The sequence below is a fragment of the Streptomyces sp. NPDC055400 genome (assembly GCF_053644375.1).
On sequence record NZ_JBSHLM010000022.1, the window covers coordinates 82,128 to 95,016 of the forward strand.

At 69.1% G+C, this 12,889-nt stretch carries 13 protein-coding genes and 1 pseudogene; 7 read left to right on the forward strand and 7 right to left on the reverse strand.

Annotated elements, in window-relative coordinates:
* The first annotated feature begins 460 nt into the window (after positions 1-460).
* A pseudogene (locus tag ACWIGU_RS41670) lies at positions 461-1,745 on the forward strand (RNA-guided endonuclease InsQ/TnpB family protein).
* 284 nt (positions 1,746-2,029) lie between these two features.
* Here the strand turns inward: ACWIGU_RS41670 and ACWIGU_RS41675 are convergent.
* The 3 genes from ACWIGU_RS41675 to ACWIGU_RS41685 all read right to left on the reverse strand — a co-directional run bounded on the left by ACWIGU_RS41675 (position 2,030) and on the right by ACWIGU_RS41685 (position 4,364).
* Positions 2,030-2,797: a glucose 1-dehydrogenase gene (locus tag ACWIGU_RS41675; protein WP_454407166.1), complete on the reverse strand. Its 768-nt coding sequence runs from the start codon at positions 2,795-2,797 to the stop codon at positions 2,030-2,032.
* 110 nt (positions 2,798-2,907) lie between these two features.
* Positions 2,908-3,924 (reverse strand): zinc-dependent alcohol dehydrogenase family protein, encoded by a 1,017-nt coding sequence (locus ACWIGU_RS41680; RefSeq protein WP_454407053.1) that lies wholly within the window; start codon positions 3,922-3,924, stop codon positions 2,908-2,910.
* A gap of 11 nt (positions 3,925-3,935) precedes the next feature.
* A complete protein-coding gene (locus tag ACWIGU_RS41685) occupies positions 3,936-4,364 on the reverse strand; it encodes a hypothetical protein (RefSeq protein WP_454407055.1) in 429 nt (142 codons plus the stop codon).
* A gap of 227 nt (positions 4,365-4,591) precedes the next feature.
* Here ACWIGU_RS41685 and ACWIGU_RS41690 point away from each other — a divergent pair, with 227 nt between their 5' ends.
* Entirely contained in the window at positions 4,592-5,494 is a 903-nt protein-coding gene (locus ACWIGU_RS41690; RefSeq protein WP_454407057.1) for a helix-turn-helix transcriptional regulator, read from the forward strand.
* Positions 5,495-5,550: 56 nt separating this feature from the next.
* Here the strand turns inward: ACWIGU_RS41690 and ACWIGU_RS41695 are convergent, their stop codons facing one another.
* Complete coding sequence (locus ACWIGU_RS41695; RefSeq protein ID WP_454407059.1) at positions 5,551-5,895, reverse strand: hypothetical protein; 345 nt, start codon at positions 5,893-5,895, stop codon at positions 5,551-5,553.
* Positions 5,896-5,986: 91 nt separating this feature from the next.
* Positions 5,987-6,436: an aldo/keto reductase gene (locus ACWIGU_RS41700; protein WP_454407167.1), complete on the reverse strand. Its 450-nt coding sequence runs from the start codon at positions 6,434-6,436 to the stop codon at positions 5,987-5,989.
* 96 nt (positions 6,437-6,532) lie between these two features.
* On the opposite strand from ACWIGU_RS41700, the gene ACWIGU_RS41705 reads away from it, so the two are divergent.
* From ACWIGU_RS41705 to ACWIGU_RS41725, 5 genes are all read left to right on the forward strand, one after another.
* Positions 6,533-7,924: an RraA family protein gene (locus ACWIGU_RS41705; RefSeq protein ID WP_454407061.1), complete on the forward strand. Its 1,392-nt coding sequence runs from the start codon at positions 6,533-6,535 to the stop codon at positions 7,922-7,924.
* Positions 7,921-9,258, forward strand: a complete 1,338-nt coding sequence (locus tag ACWIGU_RS41710; protein ID WP_454407063.1) for a TRAP transporter large permease subunit — start codon at positions 7,921-7,923, stop codon at positions 9,256-9,258. The genes ACWIGU_RS41705 and ACWIGU_RS41710 overlap by 4 nt, the downstream gene beginning before the upstream one ends.
* A gap of 27 nt (positions 9,259-9,285) precedes the next feature.
* Positions 9,286-9,561, forward strand: a complete 276-nt coding sequence (locus tag ACWIGU_RS41715) for a hypothetical protein (RefSeq protein WP_454407065.1) — start codon at positions 9,286-9,288, stop codon at positions 9,559-9,561.
* Between the two features lie 106 nt (positions 9,562-9,667).
* A complete protein-coding gene (locus ACWIGU_RS41720; RefSeq protein WP_454407066.1) occupies positions 9,668-10,426 on the forward strand; it encodes an IclR family transcriptional regulator in 759 nt (252 codons plus the stop codon).
* A gap of 26 nt (positions 10,427-10,452) precedes the next feature.
* Entirely contained in the window at positions 10,453-11,418 is a 966-nt protein-coding gene (locus ACWIGU_RS41725; RefSeq protein ID WP_454407068.1) for a cyclase family protein, read from the forward strand.
* Between the two features lie 141 nt (positions 11,419-11,559).
* Here ACWIGU_RS41725 and ACWIGU_RS41730 read toward each other — a convergent pair whose 3' ends face one another.
* Together ACWIGU_RS41730 and ACWIGU_RS41735 are read right to left on the reverse strand one after the other, a co-directional pair.
* Positions 11,560-11,706 carry a hypothetical protein gene (locus ACWIGU_RS41730; protein ID WP_454407069.1) on the reverse strand — a complete coding sequence of 49 codons (147 nt, stop codon included), beginning with the start codon at positions 11,704-11,706 and terminating at the stop codon, positions 11,560-11,562.
* A 355-nt stretch (positions 11,707-12,061) separates the two neighbouring features.
* Positions 12,062-12,832: an alpha/beta fold hydrolase gene (locus ACWIGU_RS41735; RefSeq protein ID WP_454407070.1), complete on the reverse strand. Its 771-nt coding sequence runs from the start codon at positions 12,830-12,832 to the stop codon at positions 12,062-12,064.
* Between the last annotated feature and the right edge of the window lie 57 nt (positions 12,833-12,889).

Sequence of the window (12,889 nt, forward strand, 5' to 3'; positions counted from 1 at the left end):
GCCGGGGCTCTGATCTTCCGGGGCGCACTCGCCGACCAGCGCCTCGAGAGTCGCTCACAGCCCTTGGGTCAGGATCCTGGTGCACGCGGCACCGATCAGGACACTCGGTGCCGCGTTCTGCAGGGCACGTTCGACGGTGCGCGCCAACGAGGACAACTACGTCGGCGCTCGGCCGTTCGTTCACCTCGGTCCTGCGGCGAAGTGGCGGCGGCATGATGTGACCGCGAAGGTTCACCGGCCTGGGGCGTGTGCGTTCCCTTGAATGAGCAGACGTTCAGCGTGCTCTTGCGAGGAACCCCGGGGGTTCACCCCCGGGAGGAATCGCATCCGGTGACGGCGATGCGGAGCATCGCCGCGACAACGGGCGCGGAGAGTCCGCAAGAAACCGGGCCGAAGTGCCCGGTGAGGAATGTGCGCTGTTCGAATGCCGGTACGTCGGGCGGCAGGTAACGTCGCGGTCGTGAAGTTGACTGTGCAGGTGAAACTCCTGCCGACGCCTCTGCAGGCGGCGGCACTTGAGGAGACCCTGCATGCCTGCAACGAGGCCGCGACCTGGGTGTCGCAAGTGGCGTTCGAGAAGGACATCAAGCGCAACTTCGCGCTGCGTGAGCACACCTACACCCAGGTCAAGGACCGGTGGGGGCTCGGAGCTCAGGCCGCCCAGCACGTCATCAAGAAGACCTGCGACGCCTACCGCACGTTGAGGGCGAACCTGCAGGCAGGAAACCTCGGCAAGCCGGGCTCGCAGCGTTACCGGCGGGCGGTCGAGAAACCGATCGCCTTCCGGCCGAAGGGCGCGCAGCCGTATGACGACCGGATGCTGTCCTGGCAGTACACGCAGCGCACCGTGTCGATCTGGACCCTGTCGGGCCGGATGAAAGAGGTGGCGTTCACCGCCTCGCCCGAACACCTGGCCCGCCTGACCCTGTACCGCAAGGGCGAGTCCGACCTGCTGTACCGCGACGGCATGTGGTTCCTGACCGCCACCTGCGAGGTCCCCGAAGCCGAACTCAACACCAGCGTCACCCAGTTCCTCGGGATCGATCTCGGAATCGTGAACATCGCCACCACCTCAGACGGTCAGATCATGGCCGGACGCCAGCTGAATCGCGGGCGCCTGCGCGAACGCACCCTGCGTACGAAACTCCAGCGCAAGAACACCCCGTCCGCCAAACGGCGCCTGAAGAAGCGGCGCCGCAAGGAGGCGCGGCGGGTGAAGGACATCAACCACAAGATCGCGAAACATGTGGTGGCCGAGGCAGAACGCACCGGACGCGGAATCGCCCTGGAAGACCTCACCGGCATCCGCGCACGGGTACCGCTTCGCAAGCCTGGGGGTACCTCCCACGCCCTTAAGGCAGTGGGGGAGGGCCACCCACTCCAGCTGGAGCTTTGCCCAGCTCGGAGAGTTCATCGCCTACAAGGCCCGCAAGGCGGGGGTACCGGTGGTGCACGTCAATCCGGCGTACACCTCCCGCACCTGCGCCGAATGCGGGCACATCGACAAAGCGAACCGGGCCAGTCAGGCCCGCTTCGCATGCCGGTCCTGCGGATTCGTTGCACACGCGGACTGGAACGGCTCCCGCAACATCCGCCACCGTGCGGAAGAGTTGTGGAGATGCGTGGCGCAGTCAACCGCCCCAGACCCACCCCCGAAAACCAGGAGTGGGACAGGACGCAAACGCAGCACCACAACCAGTGGCGCCCGTTGTGCAAGCCCGGGACTTTCAGTCCCGGGTCGTTGACGAACACTCGTGCAAGGGAGCTGTCCAGGAAGGCGGCGCATCACATGCCAGCGGATGAGCCTTGTCGTCGGGAGAGGGCTAGCCTGCGTCGCTCTCGGTCGAGACGGTCCCCGACACCGTCGACCTCGTGATCGTCCCGGGCGCGGACCACGTCGACCTGTACGACCGCAAGGACCTCATCCCCTTCGACAAGCTCGACGAGTTCTTCACCAAGAACCTCGCCTGACCAACAGCGCTCCCCGGCAGGTCGGCACCGCCACCAGCCTGTCGGGGAAGGGCGGCGTTCAGTGAGTGGTGTATCCGCCGTCGACGGGCAGGGCGACGCCGATCACGAAGCTGGCGCCGGGGCTGCACAGCCACAGGGCGGCTGCGGCGACTTCCTCGGCCTTGCCGAGGCGCCCGATCGGCTGCTCGCTCATGATCGCGGCCATGGCCTCGGCCTGCCCTTCGAGCATGTCGGCGACCATCGGGGTCTCGATGACGCCGGGGCAGACGGCGTTGATGCGGATGCCCTTGGGCGCGTACTCGACCGCGGCGCTCTTGGTCAGGCCGATCACACCGTGCTTGGAGGCGTGGTAGGCGGCGCGCTCGGGCAGACCGACCAGCCCACCGAGAGAAGAGCAGTTGACGATCGCGCCGGAGCCCTGCGTGCGCATCTGGCGCAGCTCGTGCTTCTGGGCGGCCCACACGCCGCGCAGGTTGACGCTGTTGACGCGGTCGAAGTTCTCGGCCGTCTCGTCGGCGGCGTCCGAGGGCGGCACCTGGATGCCGGCGTTGTTGAAGGCCATGTCCAGGCGGCCGTAGGTGTCCACCGCGCTCTGGACCATGGCGGCGGCCTGGTCCTCGTCGGTGACGTCGCACACCACACCGATGGCCTGGTGCCCGGCGTCGGTGAGTTCCTTCGCCGCCGTCTGCACGGCGGCCTCGTTCACGTCGGCCAGCACGACGGCCGCACCGGCCTGGGCGAAGGCGCGCGCTGCCGCCAGGCCCATGCCGGAGGCCGCGCCGGTGACCAGGGCGACCTGGCCTTCGAAGTTGTACTGCGGGTTCATGCTCAAGGGTCCAATCTCTGTGGCAGGCGGGCCCGGCGTTTGGGGCACCGCTTCGTGCAGGGGGACGTGTCAGCCGCGTTCTCGCCGCGGCGGACGTGCCGATGGATGTTTCAGGGGCGCAGGAGGGTCTTGATGGCGCGGCGCTCGTCCATGGCCCGATAGCCCTCGGCGGCTTGGGCCAAGGGGAGCTCGAGGTCGAAGACCTTGCCCGGGTTGATCCGGCCGGCAAGGACGCGGTCGATGAGGTCGGGCAGGAAGGCGCGGACCGGGGCGGGGCCGCCGCGCAGGGCCACGTGGGAGAAGAACAGCTCCTGGCCGTCGATCTGCACGCCGTGCGGGACGCCGACGAAGCCGACATTGCCGCCGGGGCGGGTGGAGTGCAGGGCCTGCTGCATGGACTCGGGGTTGCCCACGCACTCCAGCACGGCGTCCGCGCCGATGCCGCCGGTCAGCTCCTTGACCCGGGCAGCGCCCTCGTCGCCGCGCTCGGCGACGATGTCGGTGGCGCCGAACTCGCGGGCCAGCTGCTGGCGGGGCGTGTGGCGGGACATGGCGATGATGCGCGTCGCCCCGAGTTCCTTGGCGGCGATGACCGCGCACAGGCCGACCGCGCCGTCCCCGACCACCGCGACGGTGTCACCGGGCTTGACCTGGGCGGCGACGGCCGCGTACCAGCCGGTTCCCATCACGTCGGAGCAGGCCAGCAGGCTCGGGATGTGCTCCTCGGTCACATCGCCGGGGACGTGGACGAGGGTGCCGTCGGCGAGCGGGATGCGGACGTACTCGGCCTGGCATCCGCCGACGAACTCGCGGTGCAGGCAGTTGGTCTGGTAGCCGTTCTCGCAGTTGGGGCAGGTGTTGTCCGAGGCGAAGAACGAGCCGACGACGAGTTGGCCGGGCTTGATGCTCGTCACCTCGCTGCCGACTTCTTCGACGATGCCGACGTATTCGTGGCCGCCGGGCGTGGGCTCGGCGATCTCGTTGATGCCTCGGTAGTCCCACAGGTCCGAGCCGCATACACAGGTGGCGACGGTGCGGATGACTGCATCGGTGGGCTGCTGGAGGGCGGCGTTGGGCCGGTCTTCGACCCGTACGTCGCGGGGGGCGTGAAGGACAGTTGCGCGCATGATTCTTTCCGTCATCGTGAGAGGAGGAGTGCGGGGCGCTGGATGGTTCCGGGCGCCCGGAGAAGGTCAGGAGGTGCGGGCGGGGCAGCGAGGCCCCGAGTACTCGTCGTCCCTGGGGTGGAGGGAGGGCGAATCAGTCGTCGCTCAGGACACTGCGGGCGGCGGTGAGCGCGGACATGGCCATGGGGCATCCGGCGTAGAACGCCATGTGGTGGCGTCGTGATCAGCTCCTTGTCGCTGAGCCTGTTCTCGCGGTTCTTGCCCACACGGAAGGCGAGCTGTTCGCTGCGGCCGCCGGTGATCGGGTTCCAGCCGCGCGGGGAGAGGTCGGGGTCCTCCCACGCCTGCTCGAACAGCATCTCCTCGCTGTATCGCGTCAGTGCCGGGGCAAGATTCCCGAACCGCTGACGCGGCCCTTCGGGCTGCTCGTGTTCCGCCATCACTGACTCCTTTCCGTGCGGAGGCCAAACGCGTTCCCGCACTCGCGCGGGAAGGGCGTCGCCTTCCATTCCGCCTTGCCTGGGCGGTGTGTCGACCTGGCGCGAGGGCGGTCGTCTGCCGGCCTGATATCGATGAAACGGCAGGTCACGCGTGTGCGGAAGGACCCGCTGTTACATGTACTGGCAGGGCACCCCTCACATGCTGCGATCGTCGTAGCCTCGAAGACATGGACAACCGAAGCGAGGTCCGCGAGTTCCTCACCAGCCGCCGCGCGAAGATCACCCCGCAGCAGGCGGGCATGCCGGCCGCCGGACACCGGCGGGTCAAGGGACTGCGCCGCGAAGAGGTGGCGATGCTCGCCGGGGTGAGCGCGGAGTACTACGCCCGTATGGAACGCGGAAACCTCTCCGGCACCTCCGAAGCCGTCCTGGACTCCCTGGCCCGTGCACTGCAGCTCGACGAATCCGAGCGTGCCCACCTCATGGACCTGGCCCGGACCGCCAGCACCACCCGCCGGCCCGCACGCCGCCGCACGGCACAGCCCATACGGCCCGCCTTGCAACAGCTCCTCGACGCGATGACCGACGCGCCCGCCTTCATCCGCAACGGCCGCCTCGACATCCTCGCCACCAACCGCCTCGGTAAGGCCCTGTACTGGCCGCTGTTCCAGGACCCCGCCCGGCCGGTCAACATGGCCCGCTACCAGTTCCTCAACCCCGGTGCCGAGCAGTACATGACCGAACTGGACCACCAAAGGGCCGCAGCCGCAGCCCTCCTGCGCACCGAGGCCGGACAGGACCCGTACAACCGTGACCTCAGCGACCTGATCGGCGAACTCTCCACCCGCAGCGAGGACTTCCGCACGTTGTGGGCCGCACACAACGTGCGCCTGCACCACACCGGTCTCAAGCGCTTCCACCACCCCGCGGTCGGCGACCTCACCCTCGCCTTCGAAGCGCTGCCCGTACCGACCGACCCCGGCCTGACCCTCACCGCCATGAGCGCCGAACCCGGCACGGCGTCGGCTGACGGCCTCAAACTGCTCGCCAGCTGGGCCACTACACTCGAGGGGAACCACCAACCGGACGGCGAACCCAGCAACGACCAAGTCGCCACACACCGGCCCTGATCGTTCGCCCCCAGCACGTGAGGGTCTCCGCCACTCGCTCTATGACGCGCGAGTCTTCAGACTTCAGGCGTGGTGGTGCATGGTGAGGCGGGGGCGTTTTCGGCAGCCCGGCACAAGCTCCGTGCAGGCCCTCTCGCCCATGTCGAGGGGACGTCGGCGGCGGCATGGGCATCGCGTGGCGCGGCCATGCGCACGGCGGCGCGGGCCTGTTGGGGGCCGAGGATGGGGCGCAGCGCCGACTCGCTGACGGACAGCGCGGCGCCGGACGGCCGGTGGCGAGCAGCGCGCTCGGGGAGGGTGACCTCATGGCCTTGTCCGGCCCGCGCGATCCCGGCCATCATTCCGGCCAAGGACCCGCCGATGACGAGCACGTGGGCGGTCGAGGCCGCATCGTGGCTCATGGAGTCCTTCCTTGCAGAGGTGGGGAGTTGAGGGCGGCGGGGCGCATCAGCCTCGTGGCCCGTGCGCCCCGCCGTCCAGCAGTCACGCCGGTCAGGCTTCCGGGATCTCCGCGCTGTGCTCGGCGAGCGTGATCGACTCGGGATCGGGTCCGCTGCGGCGGCCGGTGTCGAGCGCGTCGATCGCGGCGAGTTCGTCGCCGGTGAGGGCGAAGCCGAACACGTCGAGGTTCTCGGCGATCCGGGCCGGGTTGGTGGATTTCGGGATGACCTGGCGCCCCTGGTCGAGGTGCCGGCGCAGCATCACCGGCGCCGGCGTCTTCCCGTGCGCGGCCGCGATCTCGCCCACGGTTGGGTCGTCCAGCGTGCTGCGGCGGTTGTCGCCCCATCCGGGATAGAACGTGATGCCGCCGATCGGCGACCATGCCTGCGAGACGATGTCGTGCTCAGCGTTGGCCTTGAGGACAGCGGTCGCCGTCGCGCGGCGCCGGTCGCGCGCGTCGTCCGGCCTTCGGCGGGTCCGGCTGCCGTGGCTAATTTTGATCGATCATTCCCGAGCTCTTGACGTGCGCGTTACGCCAGAGCAACATCCTCCCGCACCTTATGAGAGAAGTTCTCATTGTATGAGAAAGGCGTGGGTATGAGGGTCGGAATTCTGGGCTTGGGTGAGGCGGGAGCTCTGTATGCGGCGGGTTTCGCGGAGCATGGCTGGGAGGTGACCGGGTTCGATCCCGGTGACGTGCCGACCCCGGCGGGTGTGACCCGTGTGGCCGCGGCGGTCGAGGCGGCCGAGGGCTGCGATCTGGTGCTGAGCCTGACGGGCGCCAAGGCGGCGCTGACCGTCGCGCAGGAGGTTGCCGGGTACTTGGGCGCGGCGACGGTGTATGCGGACATGAACGCCGGTGCACCGGAGCTGAAGCGGCAGATCGCCGGCGTCATCGCCGGGGCCTCTCAGGCGGTGTTCGCGGATGTGTCCGTGATCGGTTCGGTGCCGAAGTACCGCCATCGCACGGCACTGGTGGCCAGCGGGCGAGGGGCCTCCGTGATCGCGGACTACTTCGGTTCGCTGGGTGCCCCGGTGGAGGACCTGGGATCCGAGCCGGGTGCGGCCTCCGCGCGCAAGCTGCTGCGCAGCCTGTTCATGAAGGGGCTCGGCGCTGTGATCGTGGAGGCGGTGGACGCGAGCCGGGCGGCCGGCGACGAGCTGTGGGTGCGCGAGCAGATCGCCAAGGAACTCGTCGATGGCGAGAGCGCGCTGGAGCGGCTCTATCAGGGCACGTTCAAGCACGGTGACCGGCGAGGTCGGGAGGCTGCGGCTGCTGCGGAACTCGTAGCGGAACTCGGCCTCGATACCGGGCTGGTCCGCGAGATTAGCCAGCTGCACTTCCTGGCCGCGCGCACCGAAGGGCTACGCGACACCAGCCGGGTCACGCCGGAGCTCGTGGCCGCCTACCAGGGCCTGCCCACGGCGAACATCGGGGACGCCACCGAGCGGCTCGGGCTGCTCGACTCCGGCATCAGCGCACTGTGGCCGGGAGCGAGGGTGGTGGGGGGCGCGTTGACGGTGTGGACGCGGGCCGGTGACAATCAGGCCCTCCACCAGGCGATCAAGGTGGCCGAACCCGGCGACGTCCTGGTCGTCAACGGTGAGGGCGATGTGTCCCGCGCACTGGTCGGTGAGCTGATCGCCGAGCGCGCGCGGGCCCGCGGCGTGGTCGGCATGGTGCTGGACGGCGCCGCCCGCGACGTCGAGGTCCTGGCCGAGATGGGCTTCCCGGTGTGGGCTCGTGCCGTCACCCCGGCCGGCCCCTACAAGTTCGGCCCCGGCCGGGTCGGCGTACCGGTCGCGGTCGGCGGAGTCGTCTGCCGGCCGGGCGACCTGGTCGCCGCGGACGGCGACGGCATCGCGATCGTCCCCGCCGAGCACGCTGCCACGGTGCTGGCCGCTGCGCGCGAGGTGGAGGCCGAAGAAGCACGGCGACGCGCCGACATCCGCGCTGCCGCCGCCGCCATGCCAGGAGGTGCATCGTGACCGCTGTCTGGGCACTGGGCTGCTACATAGCGGCCATCATCGTGTGGAATGCCGTCCTCAAGCGCAATATCGGCGAGGCCCTGATCGGCGGCTTCCTGGTCACCGGCCTGTTCGCGGGCGGCGACATCGGCCACGCCATGTGGGCCGGCTTCGCCGAGGCGATGCAGGAGGAGGTCACCTTCGCCGCTCTGGCATTCGTGTTCATGAGCTACCTCCTCGCGAGAACTCCCGTCCTCGACCAGCTGCTGGGCATCCTCAACTCCCTGCTCGGCCGGCTACGGGGCGGCCCCGTCTACACCTCCACTCTCGCCGCGGGGATCTTCGGTGCCATCGCCCACGTCGGCGCGGCGGTCACCGCGGCGGTCGGCTCCGTGACCATCCCCTGGATGAAGCGCTCGAAGGTCAGCGGCGAACTCGCTGCGACCGTGGCCGCCGGCGGTGCTGGCATGGGCGTGACGTTCCCCTTCAGCTCCACCATGTTCATTCTCATGGGCACCGCCGGTGTGGCATCCCTGGCCACCACCGACGACATTGTCCTGCCCCTGTTCCTGGGCGGCCTGTGGTGCCTGGGCTACCGGATGTTCGCGGCCTTCATCATGGTGCGCCGCCACAACATCCAGCCCATGGACCGTGACGACCGGCTGCCCCTGCGCACCAGCTTCCATGCGGGCTGGACCAGCCTGTTCCTGTTCGCGGCGATCATCGTGCCGCTGCTGCTCACCCGCGGGCCGTCCGGCGGCGCCGTGACCCAGTGGGTCGGCACGAAGATGTCGGACGCCATCAGCCTGATCACCTGGATCCCGGTCCTCCTGATCGCCACCGTGCTCCTGCTGGGCCGGCGCCATCTGCCGCGCTCGAGCCGTGAGTGGTGGCAGGTGCTGGGCGGCGCCGCCCCGCAGTTCGGCGTGATCGGCGTGACCATCGTGGCCGCGTTCTCCGCCTCCAACGTCCTCGGCGAACTCGGGCTGCCGCAGCAACTGACCGACCTGCTGGCCGGCATCGACGCCCCGCTGTGGGCGATGGCCCTGATCGTGGGCGTACTCGTGGTCGGCGTGGCCATCCCGCTCACCGCCAGCGCCACCATGGCCGCCATCGGCCCCGTCGCGGTGACGTCCCTGGTCGGCGCCGGGGTACCGCCCGCCACTGCGTGCGTCGCCGTCCTCATCTTCGCTTCCACCGAGGGCGCCTCGCCCCCGTCCGGGGCGCCGATCTACGTGGCCAGCGGCATCGCCGGCGTGGACCCCTCCCGCACCTTCCTGCCGCTGGTCGCCTACTACTGCCTGCCCATCCTCCTCATCGGAGCCGGTGTCGCCACCGGCCTCCTGCCCGTCTAGCAGCCCGCACGAGAGAAAGGCAACGCCATGGCCTCCCGCCTCCTGCAGTCCCTCTTCCGCCTGAGCATCGCCGTCTTCCTGACCGGGGGAGCGGCCATCGTCCTCGGTCAGGCCGCCGGCATCGTCCGCGGCAACGCCCACTGGCTGGACCAGGTCTCGGCCACCCTCCAGCCGGCTACCTGCATCGCCGCCAGCATCGCCGGCATCCTCTCCTTCGCCCTGTCTTACCGGACGACCGAAGGCCCCGCCGCACAGAGCCCTGCGCTGCCCGAAAACACCCGCGCCGTGGGTTCCACGAAGTAGACAGGCGACCGGCCTCCTGGATGGGGCCCGTGCGACCCACCTCTGCTCGTAGGGTGAGAAGTCCTATCAAGGCACTCGACGCCGAGCAGACCATCCAGGAGCTTCCATGGCCCCCGCCCCCGCCCCCGCCTCCGCCATGCGGTCCCTCGACCGGGCCTTTGACGTCCTCGCCGTACTCGAGGACACCCGACAGCCCCTGCGCCTGAGCGACGTCGCCCGCCGAGCGGACCTCCACGTCGCCACCACCCAACGCATCCTGAACGTTCTCATCGACCGCGGCTACGCCGCCAAGGACGACACCGGCTACGTCGCCGGACCCGCCGCCGTTGCCACCGCGCACGCCTTCCTCGTCAACAATCGCCTCAGCCAGGTCGCGCTCCCCGTACTCCAGGAACTCGCCGCCACCGTCGGCCAAGCCGCCAGCCTGTACATCCGCGTCGGCCTGGCCCGCATCCTCATCGCCCGCGTCCAGAGCCGTAACCCACTGCGCTACCAGCTCCCGATCGGCGAGAAGCTCCCCCTGCACCTGGGTGCAGGAAAGGCCCTGGCCGCCTGGCTCCCCGACAGCGAGCTCCACACCCTCATCGAGCAGGTCACCCCCTTCACCCGAATCTCGGGCGAACACGTCACTGCCAAGGACCTTGAGGACGACCTCCACCAGGTCCGCAAGGACGGCTTCGCCCTGTCCACCAGCGAGCGCGTCCTCGACGTCACCGCCGTCAGCGCGCCCATCCGCCGAGGCGGCGACGTCCTGGGCGCACTCAGCATCACGGGCACCGGCAGCGAACTCAGCGAAGCCGACCACACCCGCCTCATCAGCGAAGTCCGCAGGGCAGCAGACGAGATCGCTACACGCTGCCCCTGACAGAAAGCCCCAACATCCCCATGCCTATGCCCACCTACCAACAGCTCACCCAGCGCACCGACGCACCCACGGGATCCAGCTGGCACCTGTTCAGCGAACACCCCGAACGCGGCATGGCCAACTTCGCCGGACCACATCAAATACGCCGCGCCGCCGACTGCGTCACCCGGGGCCACGCCTTCAACCTGGACTACGCGCTGGACGCCTTCGACCCACCCATGTCCAAGGCCCGCGGTATCCCCCGGCACCACATCACCGCCAAACACGACCAGGCCCGAGACGACCACCTGGACGACTTCCACCTCCAGGCCACCACCCAGATCGACGGCCTGCGCCACCGCCGCGCCTCCGGACACGGCTTCTACAACGGCGTTCCCGACGAAGAGATCACCCCACGCAGCCCCCGCCTCGGAGTCCAACTCTGGGCCGAACAACCACTGGCCGGCCGCGGACTCCTCATCGACATCGACGGCCTACTCCGCCAGCGTGGCACCCCGCTGTGCCACCGGGCCGCCCCGGCTCTCACCCCGGACCTCCTCGACGACGCGCTCGCCTCTCAGGACTGCCGCGTCGAACCGGGCGACCTCATCATGGTCCATACCGGGTGGGCCCACTGGTACCTGACCACCACACCCGAACAGCGGACCGAAACCCGGGCCGAACGACGTGCCACCGGCTTCGCCCAGACACGCGCTTTCGCCGCCTGGTGCTGGGACCACCGCATCGCCCTCATGGCCACCGACACCTTCGCCGTCGAAGTCCTCCCCGTTCTCTCCGACGGCGACTTCCACGACAGTGCCCCCGAAGACGGCGGCATGATGCACCAGGAACTCATCGCGAAACTGGGCCTCCCACTCGGCGAACTGTGGAACCTCACCACCCTCGTACAGGACAGCCGCACCACCGGACGCTGGGACAGTCTCCTGACCGTCAAACCCCTCAACCTGACCGGCGGAGTCGGCTCTCCGGCCAACGCCACCGCCCTGCGCTGAGCCAACCGGCTACCACGAGCTCTGGGCAAACTGGCCTTGTGAGCACTCCAGTTGGCGAGCTACATGACACCTGGTCGCGCCAGATGTCACTGGCCGGGGACGTGCCGTCCGGCGGCGCTGGAGGAGCAGCCGAGGGTGACCTTAGGTATCCGGATTTCGCTGTCCGGTCGAGGCGATGGCGGAGCCGTTGATGTGCGCGGCGAGGTCTGCGCTGTAGGTGTCGAGTCGGCGCCAGAGGGTCGCGTACTTGAGGGGACGGCGCTTGCTGATCAACCGAGCGAGCGCCACCGGCGAGTCGGTGGGTTTGTCGGGCGTGGCCGCGCCCCGGAGTTCAGGAGAGGGTGCAGCATGCGTTCGCCCTGAGCGACCTGGCTCCAGACGTAGATGGTGGCGGCGATGTGCAGTTCGTCGGGCCAGCTGGTCAGCGGCTGCTGGCCGCGGTTCTGGTGGTGGCTGACTTCTGTGAAGATGCGGGCCCAGCCGTCCTGCGGGAGGACCCAGGTCCCGGCATTGACGGGTTTGAGGCCCGACGGTCATCCGCAGAAGGTCGGTGAGGTGTTCGCGTTCGGTCTCGTCCATCCGCAGCGCGCGGGCCTGACCAGGACGGATATCGTCTGACAGCCTGATCCGAGGCTCCCTTGGGTCAGCCCGGATCGGACAGAAAGTCCCGCACCGCGGCGGCGAATTGACCCGGAGCGTCATGATGCACGACGTGACCGGCAGACAGCTCGACCAGGCGGGCTTTGCCAGCCCGGCGGGCGATCATTTCGTGCGCATGGAAGGCCGCCAGCTCGTCGCTGCGCGTTCCCCGAATCAACAGGGAGGGGCAGGTCACCGCCGTCCAGTCTTGCCAGTGGTCCCCGTTGAGGGCCTTCTGGGACGCCACGGTGTGTTCGATGTCGAACGAGAAGCCCCAGCCCTCTTCCGAGCGGCGCAAGGAGCACTCCAGATAGGGGGCCGTTGAACCCAGCGCCGCGATCAGCGCCTGGCGTGACGGTGCGCGGCGGGGCAGGCGCGTGGTGAACGACCAGTCGCTGTCTACGACCGCGCCAATATCCTCGACGACCAGCGCGGAGACCCGATCCGCATGCTGGGCAGCGTACTGGTACGCGTTCACCCCGCCCAGCGAGTGGCCCAGCACCGCCACCGGGCCGGTGCCCAGGTGCCGGTGAAAGGCCGCGAGGTCCGCGACGTAGTCGTCCCGCTCATAGCTGCGAGCACGGTCGGACTCGCCGTGGCCACGTTGATCGAGCGCGATCACCCTCCACTGCGGCGTCAACGCCTCGGCCAATGACGCGAACGTCGACGCCTCGTTGTAGTGCCCGTGCAGGGCCAGAAGCGGAGCACCCGGACCGCCGAAGTCCAGATACGACAGTCTCCGACCGTCAACCATGAAGAACTCACGCATACGCATGACGCGGATGGTAAGCGGCGGCACTGACACCCGGCGTCTGAACAACAGCCACCGCAG